The organism is Hahella sp. NBU794 (assembly GCF_050749805.1).
In the GTDB taxonomy this organism is placed as follows: domain Bacteria; phylum Pseudomonadota; class Gammaproteobacteria; order Pseudomonadales; family Oleiphilaceae; genus Hahella.
This window is the reverse complement of sequence record NZ_CP192738.1, coordinates 5,269,420-5,290,868: the sequence shown is the minus strand read 5'-3', so window position 1 is coordinate 5,290,868 and position 21,449 is coordinate 5,269,420. Positions and strand designations below refer to the sequence as shown.

Annotated in this window: 22 protein-coding genes and 1 riboswitch; of the genes, 9 read left to right on the top strand and 13 right to left on the bottom strand. The window is 55.8% G+C overall.

Translation table 11 applies throughout. The features are described 5' to 3' along the window. Position 1 precedes the first annotated feature (1 nt). Positions 2-949 carry an XdhC family protein gene (locus ACQYWX_RS23035; RefSeq protein ID WP_431686468.1) on the top strand — a complete coding sequence of 316 codons (948 nt, stop codon included), beginning with the start codon at positions 2-4 and terminating at the stop codon, positions 947-949. 11 nt (positions 950-960) lie between these two features. On the opposite strand, the gene ACQYWX_RS23030 is transcribed toward ACQYWX_RS23035, so the two are convergent. Next, on the bottom strand, positions 961-1,566 hold the full coding sequence (locus ACQYWX_RS23030; protein ID WP_279505337.1) for a LysE/ArgO family amino acid transporter: 606 nt from the start codon (positions 1,564-1,566) through the stop codon (positions 961-963). 188 nt (positions 1,567-1,754) lie between these two features. On the opposite strand from ACQYWX_RS23030, the gene ACQYWX_RS23025 reads away from it, so the two are divergent. The 3 genes from ACQYWX_RS23025 to ACQYWX_RS23015 all read left to right on the top strand — a co-directional run bounded on the left by ACQYWX_RS23025 (position 1,755) and on the right by ACQYWX_RS23015 (position 6,912). Beyond that, positions 1,755-2,648: a LysR family transcriptional regulator ArgP gene (locus ACQYWX_RS23025; protein ID WP_431689531.1), complete on the top strand. Its 894-nt coding sequence runs from the start codon at positions 1,755-1,757 to the stop codon at positions 2,646-2,648. Positions 2,649-2,806: 158 nt separating this feature from the next. Further along, complete coding sequence (locus tag ACQYWX_RS23020) at positions 2,807-4,609, top strand: ATP-binding protein (protein WP_431686467.1); 1,803 nt, start codon at positions 2,807-2,809, stop codon at positions 4,607-4,609. Between the two features lie 2 nt (positions 4,610-4,611). After that, entirely contained in the window at positions 4,612-6,912 is a 2,301-nt protein-coding gene (locus ACQYWX_RS23015; RefSeq protein ID WP_431686466.1) for a hypothetical protein, read from the top strand. 53 nt (positions 6,913-6,965) lie between these two features. Here the strand turns inward: ACQYWX_RS23015 and ACQYWX_RS23010 are convergent, their stop codons facing one another. From ACQYWX_RS23010 to ACQYWX_RS22995, 4 genes are all read right to left on the bottom strand, one after another. Further along, positions 6,966-7,508, bottom strand: a complete 543-nt coding sequence (locus ACQYWX_RS23010) for a BPSL1445 family SYLF domain-containing lipoprotein (protein ID WP_253938644.1) — start codon at positions 7,506-7,508, stop codon at positions 6,966-6,968. A 98-nt stretch (positions 7,509-7,606) separates the two neighbouring features. After that, entirely contained in the window at positions 7,607-8,737 is a 1,131-nt protein-coding gene (locus ACQYWX_RS23005) for a sterol desaturase family protein (RefSeq protein WP_216739544.1), read from the bottom strand. 181 nt (positions 8,738-8,918) lie between these two features. Continuing rightward, the gene (locus ACQYWX_RS23000) at positions 8,919-9,746 is read right to left on the bottom strand and encodes a DUF2145 domain-containing protein (RefSeq protein ID WP_216739545.1); all 828 of its coding nucleotides are present in this window, start codon (positions 9,744-9,746) and stop codon (positions 8,919-8,921) included. A gap of 22 nt (positions 9,747-9,768) precedes the next feature. Then, entirely contained in the window at positions 9,769-10,089 is a 321-nt protein-coding gene (locus ACQYWX_RS22995; RefSeq protein WP_127972897.1) for a hypothetical protein, read from the bottom strand. A gap of 259 nt (positions 10,090-10,348) precedes the next feature. Between ACQYWX_RS22995 and ACQYWX_RS22990 the strand changes: the two genes are divergently transcribed. Further along, entirely contained in the window at positions 10,349-10,624 is a 276-nt protein-coding gene (locus ACQYWX_RS22990; protein WP_279505319.1) for a hypothetical protein, read from the top strand. Positions 10,625-10,637: 13 nt separating this feature from the next. Here the strand turns inward: ACQYWX_RS22990 and ACQYWX_RS22985 are convergent, their stop codons facing one another. Beyond that, the gene (locus ACQYWX_RS22985; protein ID WP_431686465.1) at positions 10,638-11,489 is read right to left on the bottom strand and encodes a hypothetical protein; all 852 of its coding nucleotides are present in this window, start codon (positions 11,487-11,489) and stop codon (positions 10,638-10,640) included. Positions 11,490-11,702: 213 nt separating this feature from the next. Between ACQYWX_RS22985 and tpx the strand changes: the two genes are divergently transcribed. After that, positions 11,703-12,200, top strand: coding sequence for a thiol peroxidase (gene tpx / locus ACQYWX_RS22980; protein WP_216739548.1), 498 nt, complete (start codon positions 11,703-11,705; stop codon positions 12,198-12,200). A gap of 68 nt (positions 12,201-12,268) precedes the next feature. On the opposite strand, the gene ACQYWX_RS22975 is transcribed toward tpx, so the two are convergent. The 4 genes from ACQYWX_RS22975 to ACQYWX_RS22960 all read right to left on the bottom strand — a co-directional run bounded on the left by ACQYWX_RS22975 (position 12,269) and on the right by ACQYWX_RS22960 (position 14,985). Then, a complete protein-coding gene (locus ACQYWX_RS22975) occupies positions 12,269-12,949 on the bottom strand; it encodes an alpha/beta hydrolase (protein WP_279505315.1) in 681 nt (226 codons plus the stop codon). Between the two features lie 8 nt (positions 12,950-12,957). Further along, positions 12,958-13,392, bottom strand: coding sequence for a GNAT family N-acetyltransferase (locus ACQYWX_RS22970; RefSeq protein ID WP_216739550.1), 435 nt, complete (start codon positions 13,390-13,392; stop codon positions 12,958-12,960). 150 nt (positions 13,393-13,542) lie between these two features. Further along, the gene (locus ACQYWX_RS22965; protein ID WP_216739551.1) at positions 13,543-14,340 is read right to left on the bottom strand and encodes an ABC transporter permease; all 798 of its coding nucleotides are present in this window, start codon (positions 14,338-14,340) and stop codon (positions 13,543-13,545) included. Between the two features lie 21 nt (positions 14,341-14,361). Continuing rightward, positions 14,362-14,985: an ABC transporter ATP-binding protein gene (locus tag ACQYWX_RS22960; protein ID WP_431686464.1), complete on the bottom strand. Its 624-nt coding sequence runs from the start codon at positions 14,983-14,985 to the stop codon at positions 14,362-14,364. A gap of 331 nt (positions 14,986-15,316) precedes the next feature. Here ACQYWX_RS22960 and ACQYWX_RS22955 point away from each other — a divergent pair, with 331 nt between their 5' ends. Further along, positions 15,317-16,378: a tRNA-queuosine alpha-mannosyltransferase domain-containing protein gene (locus ACQYWX_RS22955; protein WP_431686463.1), complete on the top strand. Its 1,062-nt coding sequence runs from the start codon at positions 15,317-15,319 to the stop codon at positions 16,376-16,378. Between the two features lie 18 nt (positions 16,379-16,396). Here ACQYWX_RS22955 and ACQYWX_RS22950 read toward each other — a convergent pair whose 3' ends face one another. The 3 genes from ACQYWX_RS22950 to thiB all read right to left on the bottom strand — a co-directional run bounded on the left by ACQYWX_RS22950 (position 16,397) and on the right by thiB (position 19,656). Further along, complete coding sequence (locus ACQYWX_RS22950; protein WP_431686462.1) at positions 16,397-17,014, bottom strand: ATP-binding cassette domain-containing protein; 618 nt, start codon at positions 17,012-17,014, stop codon at positions 16,397-16,399. Further along, entirely contained in the window at positions 17,007-18,578 is a 1,572-nt protein-coding gene (locus ACQYWX_RS22945) for a thiamine/thiamine pyrophosphate ABC transporter permease ThiP (RefSeq protein WP_431686461.1), read from the bottom strand. The genes ACQYWX_RS22950 and ACQYWX_RS22945 overlap by 8 nt, the downstream gene beginning before the upstream one ends. A 61-nt stretch (positions 18,579-18,639) precedes the next feature. Further along, positions 18,640-19,656 carry a thiamine ABC transporter substrate binding subunit gene (thiB, locus tag ACQYWX_RS22940; RefSeq protein WP_431686460.1) on the bottom strand — a complete coding sequence of 339 codons (1,017 nt, stop codon included), beginning with the start codon at positions 19,654-19,656 and terminating at the stop codon, positions 18,640-18,642. A gap of 52 nt (positions 19,657-19,708) precedes the next feature. After that, a riboswitch (TPP riboswitch) is annotated at positions 19,709-19,847 on the bottom strand. A gap of 117 nt (positions 19,848-19,964) precedes the next feature. Between thiB and ACQYWX_RS22935 the strand changes: the two genes are divergently transcribed. Further along, positions 19,965-20,525 carry a GNAT family N-acetyltransferase gene (locus tag ACQYWX_RS22935; RefSeq protein ID WP_216739557.1) on the top strand — a complete coding sequence of 187 codons (561 nt, stop codon included), beginning with the start codon at positions 19,965-19,967 and terminating at the stop codon, positions 20,523-20,525. Positions 20,526-20,589: 64 nt separating this feature from the next. Further along, positions 20,590-21,414 (top strand): phosphotransferase, encoded by an 825-nt coding sequence (locus ACQYWX_RS22930; RefSeq protein WP_431686459.1) that lies wholly within the window; start codon positions 20,590-20,592, stop codon positions 21,412-21,414. Positions 21,415-21,449 lie beyond the last annotated feature (35 nt).

Sequence of the window (21,449 nt, the reverse complement as noted above, 5' to 3'; positions counted from 1 at the left end):
TATGAGCGCGCCGATGTTTGTGGAAAACGTGATACCTGCGGCCTGCGCCTGGCTGGCTCAGGGCGCCAGGGTGGCGTTGATTACTCTGGTGGGCGTCGACGGTTCCTCGCCGCGCCCGCTGGGGAGTCAAATGGCGGTGCGTGAGGACGGCGTGGCGGTAGGTTTGATTTCGGGAGGTTGCGTTGAGGCGGCGTTAACCCATGAAGCGGTCGCCGCTCTGGCGGACGGACGCAATCGCAAGCTGCGTTACGGTAAGGACTCTCCTTTCTTTGATATTCGGCTGCCTTGCGGCTCTGGGATCGATGTGCTGATTGACGTTAATGTCGGCGCTGATGTGTTGTTCGCAGTGCGAGATCGGCAACTGCAGCGTCAGCCAGCGTTGTTGTGCATGGACCTGGAGCGCGCAGCCAGCGATGATGGCGCGTATCTGCAACTGGAAGCCTGCTCAGGAATGCAGGCTTCCGACTCCTATGCGAACGGCGATCGCTTTGTCAGAGTTTATAACCCCACCACCCGCCTGTTGGCGTTTGGGCGGGGTGAGATATTTCGACAGCTGTTGGTGCTGACGCCTGCGATGGGATACGAAGTGTTGGCGGTCTCTCCGGGGGACGCATCTGGATATGCCCCGCCCGGCGTGACCAGACTGCATGCGCCGGACTATTTTGAGGAGGGCTGGAGCGACGCCTGGACGGCGGCGGCGTTGTTATTCCACGACCATGAATGGGAACTTCCCATTTTGCGCAACCTGTTACGCACGGACTGCTTCTATATCGGCGCTTTGGGGAGTCTTAGGACGCAGGCCCTTCGGCGTGAGCAGTTGGCGGCGGAAGGCGTCAGTGCGACGGAGGTTGAGCGCGTCAAAGGGCCCATTGGACTGAATATCGGTGGTAAATCGCCGCCGGAGATTGCGATTTCGATTCTCGCTGAAATTATTTCCCGCCGCGCATAAAAAACGGCGCATTACGCGCCGTTCTGAAACAACCCCCAGGCGATGCGCCACATCAGCACTGCGATCAGCCCATCCACCAGTCGCCAGAATGAAGGCCGCGACAGCCAGGGCGACAGCGCGGCGGCGGCGATGGCCAAACCGAAGAACCAGATGATCGAGGCTGAGGCGGCGCCGGCTGCGTAAGCGGCGGGGGCGGACTGCTGAGCGCCCACTGAACCGATCAGGAAAAGCGTGTCCAGATAGACATGTGGATTGAGGAGCGTCACCGCCAGGGTGGTCGCTACGACAATGCCAAGGTTACGTTTGACGGCGCCTTCCGCTTCCAGCCCTGGACCCGGATAGAACGCCCGCTTGACGGAAAAGGCGCCGTAAGCAGTGAGAAAAATCACGCCTCCCCAGCGCGCCCACTCTGCAATCTGCGGGAACTCCCTCAGTAACGCCGCCATGCCGAATACGCCTGCGGCGATCAGCACCAGATCCGCCAGCGCGCAAATTGCGGCGACGGGAAAGTGATGCTCCCGCTTCAGGCTTTGCGCCAATACGAATGCGTTCTGTGCGCCTATCGCGACGATAATTCCCAGAGAGAGGCTAAACCCGTTGAAATAGCTCTGCCACATGCAGTTAACACCTTTTTGTGATGTACATTGCCGCTATAGACGTTGTGTCGTTATGGACGCTTATAGTCATGTACGTTGTTGTGATTCAGGTTGTCGCAGGCGCCTTGCGTTTGTCTGTGTTGAAGATTAGGGTGTTTCTGAATATTAATAAAACAAATAATCCTAACCTATCATTAGAAAAACTGATCATGCTGGATTACAAGTTACTACAGGCGCTGGCGGCGATAGTGGAAGGCCAGGGCTTTGAGAAAGGCGCCGCCTTGCTGGGTATTTCCCAGTCCGCAATTTCACAGCGCATCAAACTGCTGGAGGCGAGGTTAGGACAACCTGTACTGGTCCGCTCTCCGGGACTTGCGCCTACCGATCTGGGAAAACGCCTTCTCAATCATGTGCAGCAGGTGCGTCTACTGGAGCATGATCTGTTACTGGACGTGCCAACGCTGGGCGCGGAGGCGCTGCGCCTGCGCATTGCAATAAATGCAGACAGTCTCGCCACATGGTGGTTTCCCGTGATGGGCGATTACTGCCAGCGCGAAGGCGTATTGCTGGACCTGGTGATCGAAGATCAGGATATCGGGCTCAAACGCATGCGCGATGGCGATGTGGCGGGATGCGTATGCAGTGCGGAGCAGGCAGTGCAGGGTTCCCGTTGTGTGCATTTGGGAACACTGGTGTATCGCGCCTACGCCAGCCCGGGGTTTATGTCCCGTTATTTTCCGCTGGGGCTGAATGCTGATGCGCTGGCGGTTGCGCCGGTCATTAATTTCGGCCCTGACGATCAATTGCAGCATCGCCTGTTGCAGAGCCTGGGTTATCAGGGCGCATTTCCATTTCATTTATGTCCCTCTTCAGAAGGGTTTATCCGCATGTCGGAAGCTGGGCTAGGGTACGGCATGATGCCGGAGATTCAGGCGCAGGAATCGGTGGCGGCGGGACGGCTGGTGGAAGTAAAGCCAGGCTATGCGCAAAAAGTCCCGTTGTACTGGCATTATTGGCGACAGGGGGGAGAGATGCTGGAAGGTCTGACGCGACATTTATGCACGGCGATCCCTTTAAATCAGGGAGAAATAACGGTTAAATAGCGTTCTCCCTGCAAAGTTGACCTACTCTCATAATGGATGTGATCCCGTAATCAAACACAGATACTGAATCTTTAATGTCGTGCGCGGCGACTGACGCACTGTGTCTGCCATATCGTCGCTCGATTGACCGTTTTCAATTAATAAAAAGCAGTTATTTCATGGCTAGTGAACTTCATCAAACCCAGGTTGACCTCGACGGACTGTTGGAGGTGCTGGGGCGCAATTTATATTCCACTCCCGCCGTCGCAATCCGGGAGCTTATTCAAAACGCGCATGACGCCTGCGTGCGTTCCCGGCTGGAGACAGGCCGCGACGGCGATTTCGCCATCCGCATTCAGGCGGACAGCCACCGCAACCAGATTGTCATCACCGATAACGGCTCCGGCCTCACCTACGAGGAAGTGCTGAAATACCTCGCCACTATCGGCTCAGGCTATACCCGCGTGTTGCGGGACAGCTCGCAGAATGAAGACATGGTGGGATATTTCGGGCTAGGTTTTTTATCCGCCTATGTCGTAGCGGAGAAAGTGGAAGTCTGGACGACGTCCTACCAGACGCCGGAGCAGACCTGGTATTTCTCCACCGCCGGCGGCAAGAAATTCGCCATTTCCGTGACTGCGCCAGCGCAGGTGGGAACTACCGTTAAGCTTCACCTGCGGGAGGAGTTTTATCACCTGGCGGAAAGCGATTTATTGCAGGGGCTGATTGAACGCTACTGTTGTCTGCTGCGCGTTCCCATTTTTCTGAATAACGACGATGAGCAGATCAACAGTCTGGTAGCGCCTTGGCGATTGGACGCCGCTACATCTGAATTACAGCGCAAGAAACGGCGCCTGGAATTCGCCGCTATTTTCGAAGGCGCCTTTGAGCCCTTGTGCGCCATTCCCATTCCTGAAAATAACCCCTGGAGTCTGAAAGGCCTACTTTGGGTGCAGGATCGCGGCGGTTACGCCACCTCGGACTACCGCAATATTTCGGTGTTCGTGCGCAGTATGTTCATCACCGGAGAATGTCGCGAACTATTACCGCTGTGGGCGGGATTTGCAGGCGGCGTGGTGGAGTCGGTGGCGCTGTCGCCAACGGCGAGCCGTGAAGATATTCAGAAAGACGAGCGCTTTTATGAAATTCGCGACTTTCTGGCCGAAACGCTGATTGAGGGCCTGCGAACCATCGCCGCCAACGAGAGCAGCGTATGGCGACGTATTCTCAGTCGCCATAACCAGACGCTGTTAGGGGCGGCGTTGAGCGATGACCGTTTGTTTGAGGTCATGCAGAACGACCTGAAAATACCGACCACGATTGGCGATGTGACGCTTCCCGCGTATCTCAAGCAGAGCAGCGGCGTGATTTATATCCGTAATGAAGACAAGAACAGCCAGGAAGAGCTGCTGTTCCGGGCGCAAATGAAGCCATTGGTCTCTGGCTATCTTTATGCCGCCTCCGGCTTTTGTCAGAAGTATGCGCACTGGAATCAGCTGAAAGCCCACATTCTGGGCAGCGGCGATACAGAAACCAAGCTGTTCGCCGAAGAGACGGTGGATAAAGCGATTCACGACAAGCTGGCGTCGCTCTTGTTGCGCAAAAATGAGGCGCTGTCCTGCGCGCGTTTTGAGCCGGCTCATGTGCCGTTGCTGGTCATCCACGATCAGGACGTGGCGCTCAAGAAGCGAATTGAGCGGGATGAGGCGGATAAGCGCATCGGATCAGCGGCGTTGAGTCTGGCGCGGCTGCATACGCAAGCCATTTCGGCGGAAATTGAGCGACGTCTGTACGTCAACCTGAATTCGCCTCTGGTTGCGGCCATGATGGACGCGTCTCAGGAGTCGGCAAGGCATTTGGCGGTGGCGGTTCGGGCCTATATGGAGTCGTTAACCCATCAGGTCGACGATAGCGACTCTAATTTTTCCGATGAACTCAAGCGCTTCAGCGAGGCGTTGCTGGCGATCACGCGAGGGGTGTAACGATGGATATCTGGAATTGGGTTCACGAACGCGTCTCGGCGTTGAGAGAAAGTGGCGAGCATCGTCTGGCGGATTTTGTCTACGATATTTCCCGTTATTCGGTGAATGATGAGCACCACAAAGTGGATGCGCTGTACCCGGAAGCGTTGAGTCTGGCGCGCAAGAACGGCGATAAATGGCTGGAGATCTATTTTCGTCACTGGCATCTGCAAAGTCAGGTGCTGACCCGGCGTAAAGGCCAGGCCATGTTGGGCGAGGCGGTGGATTTATTGGAGTTCGCTCACCGCGAAGAAACCCGTGACTGCCCGCAAAGCATCTGTGTCGTACAGGATCTGGCTTGTTGTTATGCGATTACCGATGGCCCTGGCTATGTGGAGGAAAGACTGGCGGTGGCGCAGGAAACCTTGAGCAGGATCGATGCGTCCTGGCCCTGTTTCACCTGTATTGGCGGCGAATACAACAGCGCGTTGATTGACGCGGGTCGATTCGAGGATGCGCTGGCTTCTATCCGCGATCAGAAAAAGGCGTTGACCGCCAGTCATCGTTCGCCTGATGACACCAATATGCTGTTTTGCCAGTTGGACGCCCTGATTGGACTGCATCGATACGAAGAAGCGGAAAAGCTGGCGCGTAAAGCCAGAAATGACGGCGGCGGAGAACATTTCGAGCGCCGCAGAAAGAACTATCTGGCGTGGTGTCTGGCGTTGCTGGAGCGTGCGGAAGAGGCGGAGGAAGCATTGCTAAGCTACGACGAGACCATGCTGTCTCCCGCGTTTTTTGAGCCCTGGATCAAGACGAAGGAAGTGTTGGCCTCCAAGCAAGCCAGCGCCAACTCGGAAGAGCTGGATTTGCAGATTAACGCTATGTTGACGGAGCTATTCAATAGCAAAGCCTGGCGAGATACCGTCAATCTTGGATTGGTGCAGGCTCAGCTGGCGTTGGCCCGTGGCGCCGTCTCTATCGCCCGCTTATGCGCCCAGCGCGTGGCGGAAGCGGTACAGCAACTGCACCGGGATTGCGGCGCCACAGAAGAACTGGCTGCTCTAAATGAAGCAGTCACTAAGGCCGAAGTGCAAAGAACGCCATGGGAATTCTCCGAAATTGAACAGTTCCTTGAACAACAGGCGGAAACCCGTGAAGCGGCGTTGGAGATGACTACAGACGCCTTGCGGAAGTGGCCGGACGACGAGCGAGTATTGCTCGAATACACCCAACTCTTGGACGCCAGCGGCTGGAGTGATGCGGCGCTTGCGGTATTGCGGGAGAAATCCGGTTTTCAGACTCCACGGTTGTTGATGACCTACGGCAGTATTCTCATCGAACAGGATCATACGGATGAGTTCTTGCGGGAATTCGGTGCGGAAATTGACCCTGCACTGGACGATGATCTGTTTTGTCGTTTGTGCTGGCTGAAAATGCGCTTCTACTCCAATAGCTATCCGCAACAGGCCTATGAGCATGTCTGTAAATTGATCGATCGCTCACCAGAAGCAGGTTTCGCTATTGCCGCCGCTGCGCGGCTGGCGATGAAACTCGGTAGCTATCAGGAGTCCGTTAACTGGTGGACGCGTCTGATTGCGTTGGACCCGGAGGAAATCAGTCTGCATTGGGACCGTATGGTTCCTGCGACTATCGCTGGCGACTGGGTTTGCGTCAGGGAATCCATGCAAGTCTTGGGGATGGATGTTCCTGAAGGCGAAGGACCTATCGATGAAGACAGCATTTATGTGAGAGTTCGCTTTACGGATGCGGATGGGGAGACGCGGGATTATCTGGCGGTGCGCAATGGTCCGGTCACGGCTCGCGTCATCGGTTTGGCCAGACTCGGCGAACCCCAACGTTTCGGGTGTGAAGTGGTGTTTGACGCTGCGCCGTTGAACAAACTGGATCAGGAGGACGAAGAAGGAGTTATGCGTGATAGCGAAGGGTATTACACTTTGCTGTTTTCCGTCGTGCATATCCTTAAAGCTCCTGAATATGACTACTTCGCCATTGATGGAGCGCATCCCGGCGATGAAAATCTGGCGCGTTTGCAGGATGGCCTCGCGGAGCTGCAGGTGCATTTTGATCGTCGCAGCAATGAAGACTATGTCCTGTATCTGGAGGACGATGCAGAGTTGCCTGGAGTCTATATCTACATCGCGGTTCCCGTCAGCTCAGACTTGGATGCCGTCAATACGCTGCTGAGCGGTTTTTCCGCTGAGCTGGAGCATCCTCTGATTTGGCCGGACTTACTGGAAAAACTGGGAGATGAAGCGGCTTTGGAAGCGCAGATGGAAATTCAGGAAAAGTACGGTTTGTAGTCGACAAGAAGGGCGGTGAGTCGCCCTTCTTGTATTCGTTTCAAAGGAAGAGACTATTTCACGATAGGCGTGACTTTTGAGCCTTCCAGAGATACGCCCGCCATCAGGCCTTTGTTGGAGACGACAAAGGCGATGATTGGCTCTTGTATGGTGTTGGTGTCGATTGACTTGCCTGCGCCGAATTCGGCAATGGCGACGCTGCCGTCGACGCCGACTTCCCAGCCTTCGCTTCGGGTGAACTTGTTAAGCGCGTCGGACGTCATGAACAGCATGACGACAGTTTTCTCCTGTACCCCCGCCTGAAAGCCGATGGATGCGGAAGCTATATTGTAATAGCTCTGAATGACGTCGCCTTTCACCAGTGCGCCTTCGCCGTATTCGCCGCCGACAATGAAGCCGGCTTTCAGTATTTCAGGAAATACCAATACGCCCTGCGCTTTGGAAGCGAGCTCTTGCCCAGAAGGAACTTTGTTGTAGAAGACTTTCAGGGCGGCGTTCACTTTGGCGTCAATTTCCACTTTGGACGCAGCGGAAGCGTTGAAAGCGACGCCAAGAATCAATAGCAGGGAATAAATGAGTTTTTTGGTTTTTATCATCAGATGCATACTTCCAGTCATTGAATGAGTTCGCACTATTATAAGCCTAACAAGCCCCGGTAAAACTGTGGTTTTCCGGGGCGTATCAATAGTTTGAGTTATTCGTCGTATCCGAAAGGGAACATATGCTGGCGCACGATGCCTTTGGGTACGGTTTTGTTGTTCAGCAGTCCGTAACTTTTTGGCCATTCTTTACCTGGCAGTTTGAAGGTGCCGAACAGCATATCAATAATCGGTAAGTGAATCGCATAGTTCTTATAGGCGTAAGCAGGGTCATCCGCATGGTGCCAGTGGTGATACTGCGGCGTTACCAGAATGTACTTGAGGAAGCCAAAGTTGAAGTTCAGGTTGGCATGCGCCAATACCGCTTGTACTCCCACCAGAATAACGTATGCGTTCAATGCTTCGGCGGAGAAGCCCAGCAGGAACAGAGGAACCATAACCACGCTGCGAGTAATCAGTATTTCAACCAAATGTACGCGGGAACCGGCCAACCAATCCATGTGTTTGCTGGAGTGGTGCACTGCATGGAACTTCCACAGAAATGGAACCGTGTGGTACAGGCGGTGGAACCAGTACTGGGAGAAGTCCGCCATGAATACAGCCAGCAGAAACTGCGCCCAGACAGGCATGGATTGAATAGCGTCACGCAGGGAGTCAGATGCCACCCAGCCAACCAGATACGTGGATGAGGATGTGGTGAAAATCAGAATGAACTGCACTAGCATGTGGCTCATAAAAAAGTAAGCCAGATCGGTGCGCCACTCAGGACGCAGTGTATGCGTTTCCCGCTTCTGCGCGAATGTGCGCTCCATGGGAATAAAGACGAGGGCGGAGAAAAACAGCGCCAGAATGAACCAGTCCAGACCCAACGAATAAGGGGTTTCGCCAATGCTGTTGAGCTGAATGTCCGCGCCGCCTGCGACCACTGCAGCGGTGGAAAACAGCACGCCGGTCATGCTGAGGCGCTTCTGCTGGTTCAGCAGGAAACTGAGCAGTCCAAGTATAAAAGAGGCGCTAAGCGCCACCAGCAGAAGAGTGCGAGCGAACTGTTCAGTATAAACCTGACGCAATTCCTGCGTGGTCAGATATTCAGGGAAATGGAAACACAAAACTGCAAGGAAACTGAGAATGCCAAGTGTGGCGGAAATGTATCCGGAAATACGGCCCTGGCCAAACTTGAAAGGCGCATGACCATGACGGCTGAGATAATCGTTGATCAGTTTCATAATGTCTTCCCGAGGGTAAGCGTTAAATATCGCATAAGCGAGATGTTGTCGTGGAAGCCATCATGGAATATTTCCAGGCGTCCGGCTATCAACGCTTTTGGGGTGTTGGGATATTCGCAGTTTGGTATCGAATATCGATACCAAATACTGGGAAGACTTTAAGACGGATCAGTATTTTGAATCAGGGATATACCACTAATACCTCTTCGGCCAAAGACTGGCTCTTCAGGAAATCGGCGATGGCGCCAAATGTGGTGGTTCTGATGTCGCCAGAATGGTCGGAGGTGCGAAACTCCTTCGCGATCAACGGCGCAAGCAGTCCTTTCAGCGGCCCGAGTTTGATCTCTTGCGGTTGGAACCATGCATGCTCATTGACCTTGATCTGTTTAATGCTGTCGGTTTGATAGATCGAGGCGAAAAGAATATCCAGCACATATTCTGTGCAGTTCTGATATTTGGTGTTGAACGGGTTGGACACCATTGAATAGTTATTGTTGTGAACGCTCTCCAAAATGCCTGACTCCAGGCTTTGCAGTATCCGCTGTTGCAAGGCCGGGGCAGGTATGATGACGCCAGCCTTCAAGACTTTGGCGCCGGAGAAAAAGTCGATGGGATAATCCATCGCCAAATGACTGCGACGGGGATTGTCATCGTCTTGATATAAATTGTGGATGGCGTATCCCTTCAGCGTCTCTCCCTGTTCTGTGGTGATGGTGGAGTAGACGGCGAGTCCGGTATGGGTGAATTCCACGCCTTCCGGGAGGTCCTTGCTGGGAACGCCCTGTCTGGCCAGCAAGAACACGTAGGCGCCTCGCGCTGCGGCGGTTTTCTCGACTTTTTTCGCAAAGGTCGCGATTTCTTCCGCTGTGAAAGGAGAGGGGCCTTCTTGTTGGCGACTCCCCGCGTAAGCGCTGGACTGAAATAAAAAGAGGCTTACGGTCAGCGCCACAAGCCGGACTAACGCAGCGAATGCGATGCGTGCTCCCGATATGGAGCCTGATGCGGACATAGTAAGCCTCTTGTGCGTTGACTTAGCGGGCTGCGACGGCGAGTGCGGGAGCCGGGCCTGCCGTCACGCTTTCGTCAGATACTTCCAGTTTTTTGCCGGTAGCGCTGTTCCACAGCGGCTCAGCGATCTTGGCGCTGGCTTCGCCGACTACTGCGATGGCTTTAAACGGAACCGCTGCAGCGCCTGACGCCAGTTTGACGCCGCCGGAGACGGTGTTGGTCGTCGCCTGCGCGGAATGCGTCGCAGCTTGAGAGAAATGTTGCATGCTATCCGCCGCGAAGCTGGTGGATGCAAACAGCAAACAGGCGCTTGCTGTTAACGTAGAGATCATTTTTATCGCCATAGCGTATACCTCACTTTCTTGTATTGCTGAAAAAGGTCGAGGACGCAAACGTCGCCAACCTCAAGGCCGAACCAGCATGAACCTGGGCTGAACAAAAGCGATAGTAAGTCAGGTAAAGTCGCAGGTTGTGGGCTCAAAAGTATCGTCATCCACGACTTTGACTATGGTCAAAAGGGGATAGCGTTGAGCTTTTCACATGGCGGAGAGGTTTTTATTCTATAGTGAACACAGGGCGAAATATCTTTTCAGAGGACGATCTATGACAACCAAAAATAAAGGTTTGACCAATCACGAAGTCACTGTTTGCTTAACGGGCGGAGCGGTGCTGGGCCCTTTCAAGGCGACCTGGAGCACGGAGGTGGTCAGTGATGTGAGAGAGTTGCTGAAAGACTACGACGCTTTCTTGCAAACCGGTAAACAAACGCGTTTTAAGTACCATTTGCATGACGCAGAGAAGCGTCTGTCCCACACACTGGTGTTGCACTTCACCAATGTCACCGGCATCTATGACTGCGTGGAATTAAGCGAAGGCTGAGCGCAGAGAGCGCTCAGGATTGGCGTACGTAAACCCAGTTGGTGGCGCCGTTATCGCAAACGATAATAGCGTCCGACAGACCGTTGCACTGATTGATATCCGATGGCAATTCTTTCGAATAGCGCGGCTGGATCGCCATGGCGGATTTATCCCGCTTCAGGAAGCCGTACATGGTTTCAAAACGATCTGAAAAACTCAGGTTTTGCTTTTGGATATCTTTGAAGGAGTAATAGAACTTGGTGAAGCTCATGGTGGCGTCGCCCAGGCCTATCTCCAACATTTTTGGGATGTAGACGCGATAGGCTTGAGACAGATAATCCTTCACCGCTGTTTCATTGGCGGGGTCGCCCTGGAAGGACGGCAGGTTTAATTTGTTGTTTTCCGTCAGAGCGCCTTGCTTCAAAAATTTGTTCTGCTTGTTGGTCGCCAGATGATATTGGTGAGAGCCGCAGGTTATCTGGTCCTTGTAGAGCAGGCAGTCGTTGGCGGCGGGAGCGCTGGATCGGGTGGCTGGTTGCGCATCCGCCTTAGGCTCCGGGCGAGTACTATTTTTGGAAGCGGTTGCGGGAGGCGTGGCGGCGGTTTCGGTTTTCCGCGGCTTCTGCGACTTGCCGGCGCCGGGCAGCGATAGTCCCAGCTTGGCGGCGGGGCGTTTAAGCAGCAGCGCCTGAATCTGGCGGTCGTTGCGGCGAAAATCTTCCAGTTTTGGCAGCGTGGCCCCTTCGCCTTTGTCCTGAATTTCGCAGTAGAGGCGCTCCATATCAGTGCGGGCCTGAGCCTGACAGTCCGCCAGACTGTGCGAACTGAACGCAGCAGCGCCAAGCAATACGGATGTTTGTGTAAGAGAGAGTATTTTATTTTTCATAGGGCGCTAGCATAGCGGATCGACGGGACTAAACTGAATAGGCCATTTTTCAGCCTGCCATAAGGCTACAATCGCTTCTCATATGCCTGGGCGCTGCTTGCCAAGATTTCATCTCTCCGCAATGGGATTTGTGCTAGCTTTGTAGGCGGCCCTGCCTTCCCGCTGGATTCAGGGATTCCCGTTCAATTACTTACCTGTCGAAAAGGATAAAACATGGCTTCTATCACCTTAAAAGGCAATCCGGTTGAAACCAAAGGCGACCTGCCTGCCGTGGGCTCCAGCGCGCCGGATTTTACTCTGGTCAAACCTGATCTGTCCGAGGCGACGCTGAAGGATTACGCCGGCAAGCGCCTGGTGCTGAATATTTTTCCCAGTGTGGACACGCCGACTTGCGCCACGTCCGTTCGCAAGTTCAACGAGAAAGCAAGCAAGAAAGACAACACAGCCGTGCTGTGCGTTTCCGCCGACCTGCCATTCGCCATGGCGCGTTTCTGCGGCGCGGAAGGTTTGCAAAATGTGGATAACGGCTCTGTATTTCGCAATGCCGAGTTCGGTGATCGTTATGGTGTAACGGTGATGACCGGTCCTCTGAAAGGGCTGCTGTCACGGGCGGTTGTGGTTATCGACGAATCCGGTAAGGTGCTGCATAACGAGCAAGTAGCGGAAATCGCCGACGAGCCAGATTATGAAGCGGCGCTGGCTGCGCTCTAAGCTGCTGGTAAGGCGTGTGAACGCCTGAGGTAAACGAGACCGGCGCGTTTAGCGCGCCGGTTCAAAGATTAAGCCAGTACTTTCTGAATCCACGCCGAAATATCGTGGATCTCTTCCAGACACACACTGTGATCCATCGGGTAAGTGCTGTACTCCGGCGCATATCCCATTGTCTGCAGATGGCCGAGGGCGGCCCGTCCCAGACTCTCCGGCACGACAGAATCCACCGTTCCATGACAAATACGGATGGGAATGTCGCGGTTCGCCGGGTCAGGCTTCAGACTGGCGACGGTGGCCAGATACGTGGAAAGCCCCATCAGGCCCGCCAGTGGTTTAGGGTAGGTCAATGCGGTCTGATAGGCGACTGCTCCGCCCTGGGAAAATCCCGCTACGATAATGCGGCGACTGTCTATGCCGCGCTCGATCTCTCTGTCCACTAATGCGCGCACCGCGTTGGCGGATGCTTGTAAGTGCGCCTCGTCCACTTTGCGTTCTATGTTCATTTCCAGAATGTCATACCAGGCCGGCATGACGTAACCGCCATTGATCGTGACCGGGATAGACGGCGCATGGGGAAAGATGAAGCGTACCGCCATGTCTTCGGGCAGACGCAGCTCCGGCACGATGGGGGCGAAGTCGTTACCGTCGGCGCCGAGGCCGTGCAGCATGATGAAGGCGGCGTCCGCGGGTTTATTGGGTTCAATTTCAATATGAGGCAGTAGTGCCTGAGTGGGGGCTAGGATAGTCACGTGATAGATTAACCGATGCTTTTTTCCAGGATGGATTGTTGTTTCATATGTTCGAAGCCAAGTTTGCCATAAAACTCCAGCGCTTCCAGCCGCACGGCGTTGCAACGCACGCGCAGTCGTTCGCAACCACGCGCCTGCAGCCACTCAGCCGCCGCCATCACTAATTGTTTGCCCACGCTTAAACCGCGTCCGTTTTCGTCTACGACCAGACTGATAATCTCGCCGAAGCATCCTTCAGCCAGTCGAACGTCCATACTGGCTTGAATGCAGCCGACGGCGACGCCGTCTTTTTCTGCGATGAAGGTTTCGCCGCCTCGCTCGGCGATCAGGGCGATTCTATCTGACGTTTCCTGAGGTGAGACGGCGTAACCCAATTGCGTCATTAAATGGGAGATGGGAGTTGCGTCGGCGCAAGAGGCCGCTCTGATATCGATTGTCAGCATAGGCGTAGTCGGATTCGCTAGGTTGGAGTCTGGCCCGAGCCGGGCGTCTGACGGCTGGTTGTGCGTCTAATATAGCCTGAAACGGGGGCGTAAAGAACTGTGGCCGATCTTGGCTTTGAGCGATGACGTTCTGATGACAACGGGCGCAGCTCATTTCAACGCCAGCCGATCCAGGCGCAAACGGTGGCGCTCGTCGAACAGACGCCAGATGGCCAGGCGGTTGGCGATCCAGGTTCCAAAGCCGGTGGCTGCGACAATCATCAGGAATATCATGATCTGATAGGCGACGGCGGTTTCCGGCGGACTGCCCGCGAGGATCTGCCCCGTCATCATTCCGGGAAGGCTGACGACGCCTGCGGTGGCCATGCCATTGATGGCCGGCGTCATACCCGCATGCAAGGCCTGTCGGCGTTGGTCTTGAATCGCTTCTTCGGCGGGTTCGCCGAGCATAAGGCGGCCTTCAATGAGATCTTTCTGGTTTCTGGCCCCGGCGGTGAGACGATCGAGGCACAGTGACACGCCGTTCAGGGTGTTGCCGAGAATCATGCCCAGCAGAGGAATGGCGTATTGCGGTTTATACCAGGGCTCCGGTTGGATAAGCGCCAGCAGGACAATCAATATCATGGAATAGGAACTCGCCGTCATGGCGAACAGACCGATGCGGAAAGTCCAGCCTTCCGTGAATCTGTGTTCTTGTCGCGCGCCGACTTCCCGTCCCGCCATGGCGGCCATAAACAGGCAGACCATAAGCACCCAGGGCAGCGAAGTCTGGGCGAACAGAAACTTCAGCGCCATACCGATCAAGCTCAGTTGTATCGTCAGGCGCGCGACGCCGATCAGTATGCCTGAGCTGAGGTCCGGCGCCTGTCGCCAGTTGATCCAGGCCAGACTGCACACCAGCAGTGCGCATAAGCCCAGGTCCCAGATGCTTAAATGAATAATGCTCATCATGCAGCCTAAAAATGGCGCTTAAACTTGGAAAGTGGGAGTGAGTTCGCTCAGCTCTCTCACTTTATCGTCAATGATATTCCAGAAGCGATTGGCCAGACGCAGACATTGCTCCTGATCGTGGCTGACCAGACAGATCGCCCGGCCAGGCTCCGCCAGATAGGCGGTCAGCATCCGCTCGACGCGCTCACGATTACGATTGTCCAGATTGGCGCTCGGCTCATCCAGCAGCGCGACGGCAGGCTCGCGCGACAGGGTGCGGATCAGGCCCAGGCGTTGACGTTCGCCACTGGAGAGACGGCTCGCTTCCCAGCCCGCCACATCAGGATTGAAACCGGCTTTTTCGTACCAGGAAGACGGCATGCCGGCGGGCATATGCTCTCCCACGGTAGGCAGCCACCAGCGGCATTCGCTGGGGGTGAGCATCACCCTGCGCCGCCACTCCGGCGCTGGAATCTGGTCGCAGGCTTCTCCGCGCAGGAAACAGGTTCCAGAATGCGGGTCCAGATCGGCGATAGCCCGTAACAGCAGGCTTTTACCACAGCCGGAAGGGCCGCTCAGAGCGACGCAGTCACCCTCGTAAAGGTGATTGGAGAAAGGTTTGAGAGAGCCTATGGCTAGGTCTCTAAGCGACAACAGCGGCATTGCGTCAACCTGCTCACGTCCGTGAGTATCACGAAGGTCTGCTGAAAATCAGGCCAGGGGAAATTGTTCGCTTACAGCTTGCGGCGCCTCATTGGCGACGGGGTGGAAGTGCTCCGCTAGGGTCGCTTTTAATTGCGCCGCTCAATAAAAGTCTATCGCAAAATTCGTAGAACGCCCGTAAAACTTTGTGGAATGATGGACGGTTTTTTTAGGCCATTTACAGACGTTTTCTAACTCCCTGATTGTTATTAACATGGTGACGATCATGACATGTTTATAACCTGGTGTTGAAACGTCGCGCGGCCGCTCACATCCAGAATACGGATCACTCATGAAAATACTGCTGCTATCCGCCTACGATGTAGACAGCCATAAACGTTGGCGACAAGGTTTGCTCAATGCGTTTCCTGAACACGATTGGGTTTCGCTCAGCCTGCCGCCTCGCTTCTTTCGCTGGCGCATTCGCGGGGCGCCGATCAGTTGGAGCCTGTATGAAGACGAAGCGCTGCGAGGGGCGTATGACCTGATCGTAGCCACTTCCATGGCGGACGTCGCCACCCTGCGCGGGCTGTATCCGAATCTGGCGGCGACGCCATTGCTGGTCTATTTTCACGAGAATCAACTGGCCTACCCCTGTTCCGGGGAACAGCACGACAGTATCGATCCGGCCATGGTGAATATCTACGCCGCACTGGCCGCCGACCGTGTGCTGTTCAACACGACGTTCAATCTGGAATCTTTTCTCGCCGGCCTGGAGAGTCTGATCGCCCGCTTGCCGGATGCAGTGGACGCAGAGTTGTGTCGCCGTATTCGCGATAAAAGCCAAGTGATTCCCGTTCCATTGGAAGACGAACTATTGCGCTTTCCGCGCGAGGAAAACGGCGATCAGCCGTTGACCATCGCCTGGAATCATCGGGTGGAATATGACAAAGGCGTGGATGACTTGCTGATGATTTTGCGGCGGCTGCGGGCGCGGACCCATGACTTTCAGCTCGTCTTGCTCGGACGTCGCTTCAGACAAGCGCCTCCCGCCTGGAGCCATCTGCAGGAAGAATTCACTGCGCATCTGCTATTCGATGATTTCGCGGAAAGTCGCGAAGCCTACTGGCGCTGGCTGAGTCGCGCCCATGCGGCGCTATCCACTGCGCAGCATGAGTTTCAGGGACTGGCGATGATGGAGGCGGCGGCGCTCGGTTGCGCGCCAGTGACGCCGGATCGCCTGAGTTATCCTGAACTGTTTCCGCAGAGTCGCCGCTATCAGGATATTGATGAAGCCGTTGATTTGTTGCTGGACGCCCCATCCGCGAGCCCTTGCGATATGAGCGAGTACGCGTGGGGCGCGTTGCGCGGCGTTTATGCAGATGTGTTGAGCAAGACCGCGGATCGACGGTGATGGCTCACAAGAGATTGCCTAAACGGCGCCTGTCTCCGCGTTGTCGAGATGAATCGCGCGGTGCGCAAGCCGGCTGACGTCCTCGCTTTGATGAGTGACCATCAGCAGAGTTTTGCCGAATCGCTCCGCCATCGTGCGGGTCCACTCTGTCGCGAGGCGACGGGTGTCCGCATCCAACTCTGAAAAGGGTTCGTCCAGTAGAATCAGCGGCTCTGGCCGCAGCATTGTGCGCAGCAAAGCGGCTCGCTGACGCTGTCCCCCTGAGAGGCGGCCGGGAAGTTTGTCCAGCTGGTCGGCGATTCCCAAAGCCTGGGCCTGGGCGGGGATTTCGGAGTGCATTGCAACGTCCACCCCCAGCTTCAAATTCGCCATGATAGTGAGGTGTTCGAACAGGTTGTAGTCCTGAAACAACATGGCGACTGGTCGCTGCTCCGGCGGCGTGTGGGTGAGATCCTTGTCTTCCCACGACAGGTGTCCTGCCTCCAGCGCGACAAAGCCTGCGATGGCCTCCAGCAAGGTGGATTTCCCCACGCCGCTGACACCTTGCAGGGCGATGATTTCCCCTTGGGCGACTTGCAGATCGTAATGCAGGGTGCGGGCGCCCCGTTTAATTTGAAGTGCGCGAATTTCAAGCATGACGGGGGGATTGTTTCTCCAGATAAAAAATCAGCAGGCCGCAGACGCCCAGGAACACCATGGAGGCCAGTGAGGCTTCGTCCAGGCGATAAGTGCTGGCGTAACCATAAATCAGCCAGGGCAGGGTAACGAAGTCCTGGTTGCCGAAAATAGAGTAAATCGCCACGTCTCCCATGGCCAGCATACCGACAAAGGCGGCGGCGGTGCGAATGGCCGGCGCCATATAGCTCCACTCAATGCGTCGGCGCTCCCGGGAAGTCAGTTTCAAGGAAAGAGACAAGCGGTGGTATTGGCTGTCGAAGTTCAATAGCGCGGGCTTCAGTTGCGATGCCGCGAAAGGAACGGTGATCAACCCATTAATCGCCGCCACCAGCCAGATGCCCCAATGATCCAGGTCCAGGTGCGGCAATAGCAACACAAACAGTCCAACGGACAGCACCATGGCGGGCACCGCCAGCGAATGCGAGGTGAGCCAGTCCAGCCACAGCGCGGCGGGGGATTGTTGCATGCGAGCGCGGCGATAGGGGCGCAGGGCGCTGTAGGCGAGGCTGATCGACAACACCGTCGAAACGACGCCCAGGCCAAGTGTGATCAGCAAAGGACGGCTTAGAGAACGCCAGAATTCCATATCCACGCCGCTATGGATTACCCGCGGCGTCAGCGCCAGCAGCGGCGCCAGTAAAAACAGCCAGCCGCAGGCGTAGAGCAGGCGATACGCCAACTGTTCAAGACGCGTCGCCGGCGGACGCAGTTGCGCTGGCGCTGAGGCGGGACTGAGCCAGGACACTTTGCCGCAGAACGACACCAGCAGAAACGCGGAGCCGGCGATTAGTAGCTGCACCCAGGCCAGCGCCAGGGCTTCAGAGATATTGAAGTCGTATTTCAACGCCTGATAAATGGCCACTTCCAGGGTGGTGGCCTTGGGGCCGCCGCCCAGCGCGAGCACTACGGCGAAGCTGTTGAAGCAAATGACGAAGATAAAACCCAGCAATAGCCAGGTGGCGCTGTGCGCTGCGGCCCACTCCAGTCGCCGGAAACGCTGCGCGCGGGTGAACTTGAGCTGGCGCGCCAGACGCCAGCTGGCGTCGGGAATGGACTGCAGACGCAAATACAGGGTGCGCACCGCAAAGGGCAGATTAAGGTAGATATGCGCGATCAGGATGCCGCTCAGGCCATACAGGTTCCAGTCGTCTCCCAATAATGGACTGAGACTGCCGGAGCGACCCAGCAGACTGATAATGCCGGTGATCACGATCAGCGTCGGCATCACGAAACAGAGCACGCACAGACTGAGAAACGCGCGCTTGTGCGTGCTGTCCTTGAGATAACTGAGCGCCAAGGCCATCGGCCAGGCCAGGACGACCGACAACGCAGCGCTCAACGTCGCCTGCAACAGAGTGAAGCGCAGGATCGCGAGAAAGTAGGGATCGCTGAAATAGCTCCAGTCGAACTCGCTGCGATTGAACCCAATCAGGCCGCCGAAGGCCAGGGCCGTTGCGGCGGCGACCAAACCCAGGGCGGGCCAGCCGGCCCATTTGCCTGAGGTGAATGCGCTCAGCTTCATCAAAGTACAACCTGCATGGAAAAAGCCGACCAGTTAAAACAACAAATAGAGATGGCGGCGCTTATTGAGCGACGGCGCTGCGCCATTCCTTGATCCATGTTTTACGGTTCGCCGCGATGTACTCCGGCGTCAACTCAATGGGCTTGGGCTGAATCAGCGTATCGAAAGCGCTGGGCAGTTTGACCCCCTTGCGGACCGGCAGCATCCAGTTTGTCACCGGGATGACTTCCTGCGCTTCCTGAGAAATCAGAAATTCAAGGAAGCGATTGGCCAGCGCCTTCTTCTCGCTATTCGCCGCGATGGCGGCGACTTCCACTTGCATCACATGGCCTTCGCTGAACAGCGCCGCCTTGTATTGCGATTTGTCCTCCGCCACCTGGTGATAGGCGGGAGACGTGCTGTAGCTGAGTACGTAATCCGCGTCGCCTTCCAGGAACATGCTGTAGGCTTCCCACCAGCCTTTGGTGACGGTGACGGTATGTTGCGCCAACTGTTTCCAGGCGTTTTCCGCCTGATCGCCATATGCGCTCTTCATCCACATCATCATGCCCTGTCCCGGCGTGCTGGTGCGCGGGTCCTGATAAATCACCGAGGCGGAGGAGTTCACCAGTTCTTGCAGAGATTGCGCCGGCTGCTTGATTTTCTGGCTGTCGTAGATAAATGAGAAATAGCCGTAATCGAAAGGTACGAAGTCTTTATCGCTCCATTTCAGCACTGGCGTCAGGGCGTCGAAGGCGACTGAGTGCGGCTGCACCAGACCTTCTTTGCGGGTTTCTTCTATCAATCCGGTGTCCAGACCCAGCACCACATCCGCTTTGGCGTTCTTGCCTTCGATGCGCAGCCGGTTAAGAATGCTGACCCCGTCTTCCAGGGCGACGAATTTAAGATCGCACTGACAGGCGGCTTCGAAGCTTTTTTCCAGCGCGGGACCGGGTCCCCATTCGCTGATGAAGGAGTCGTAGGTGTAGACCGTCAGCTCTTCCGCCGCGCTGGCGCTGGTGGCGAAGGTCGCGATAGACGCGGCGATAAGCGTACGGGCGACGCGAGATACGGATGCAGTGTGAAACAGGTTGTACATGGAGGCTCCTCTAAACAGCGAGGCGCGGAAGCGGCGGCCTTATCCAGAAAGCGGATTAGCCGGCCTCATTTCCTACGCCAGCATTAACTGGATCAGGTTCTACGGGTACACTCTCAGCCTGACTGGCGCGCATTCATGCGCAATGGCGCGTCGAATAAACGCAGTGGAGTCAGGCGCCCCGATGAGACTGCCCGGATTCTAACCAAAAGCGATGGGACAATCTACGCGGACGCAGGATATTTTGCAGTGAGGAAACTCTGTCTGCGCTGGCGTAATGCGAGTAAACCTTAACAAGGAGTCAAGACAGGATGGCGTTTACAAAGATGGAAACCGAGCGTTTAACGTTGCGGGTGGTGAGTCCGGAAGACGGTCCGGCGCTAAACCAGACAATCATAGAATCTCTGGATCAGCTACAACCCTGGCTGGACTGGATGACGCCGCCGCCGAGCGTAGAGGAGACCGCCCGCTGGTGTCGGCAGGCATACGCTCGCTATCTGCTGGAGGAAGAAGTGAATCTGATGCTGCTGCGCAAGGAAGATGGCGCGTTGGCGGGAGTGTGCGGTTTGCGTAAGGCCAACGCCGCTTTGCGTCATCATGAGGTGGGCTATTGGGGCTCGGCGCGCCTGCAAGGCGCCGGTTATATGACGGAGGGCGTAAAGGCGTTGGCGGAGTACGCGTTGCTTGAGCTGGCCGCCAGCCGGGTTTATCTGACCACGGACGAACGCAATCTCAGCAGTCGCAAACTGGCGGAGCGCGCAGGATTTCAGCTTGAAGGCGTGTTGCGCAACGAGCGCATGGATAACCAGGGACAGTTTCGTAACACCTGCGTGTACGCGAGAATTGCGGCGGGAAACTGGACTACCCATTAACCTGTCGCCTCCATAAACCTTTTACACCCATAAACCTTTCACACCCTTAAATAATGAGCACGGCATGAGCGATACCCCACAGTCAGAAGAGCCCACACAACGCCCGTTTGTTGCGGAGCGGCTGCGGGCGGCTGACGCCTTTCTGGGGGCGGGGATGGACTGGCGACTCATGCTGGCGTCAGGACACAGCAATATGTTGTTTCGAGCGCAGGGTCCGCAAGGCGATTTGGTGCTGCGTATCAACGCCAGCTTGTTACGCGCCTTTGGCGTTGACCGGCGACTTGAGGCGGATGTGCTGCGACTGATCCAGGGCGCTCGCTGGGCGCCGCGAGTGCTCTGTAACGCGTGGCGGGAAGGTTGGCTGTTGATGACGCATCATGGCGCCAGCCTGACCGAAGCCGGTGATCAGTACGTCGCCTCGCAACAGACCGTCGAGCAGTTACTGGCGTTCGTCGCAGATCTGCAGCGCATCACGGAAGGTCCTGCATTCGATTACCAGGCCCTGATGGCGCTCTATCGAGGTCGTCTACAGGAGCGCGCCGCTGCGGCTGCGCATCAGGCTTATCTGCAGCAACTTGAAGATGCGTTTTCCGCTATTCCCAACGACGCAATGGCGCTGACCCACCATGATCTGCACTCAGGCAACCTGTGTCTGGATCAAGGACAGCTGATCGTGCTGGACTGGGAATATGCCGGCCTGGGCTGGCCCTGGCTGGACATGGCCTCGCTCCTGCAACACCACGATCTTGAAGCAGATGATTTATACGCTTTGCCCGTTTGCGCCAACTTGAGCGCAAAGGAAATCGAAAAACGACTGCATCTTGCCGCGCATATCAATCAACTCCTGGAACAACTTTGGTTTGCAGTGAGAGAAGAACAAACCGGGTGATTGATACTATTCTTTTGGAGTCTCGCCAAAGCAAA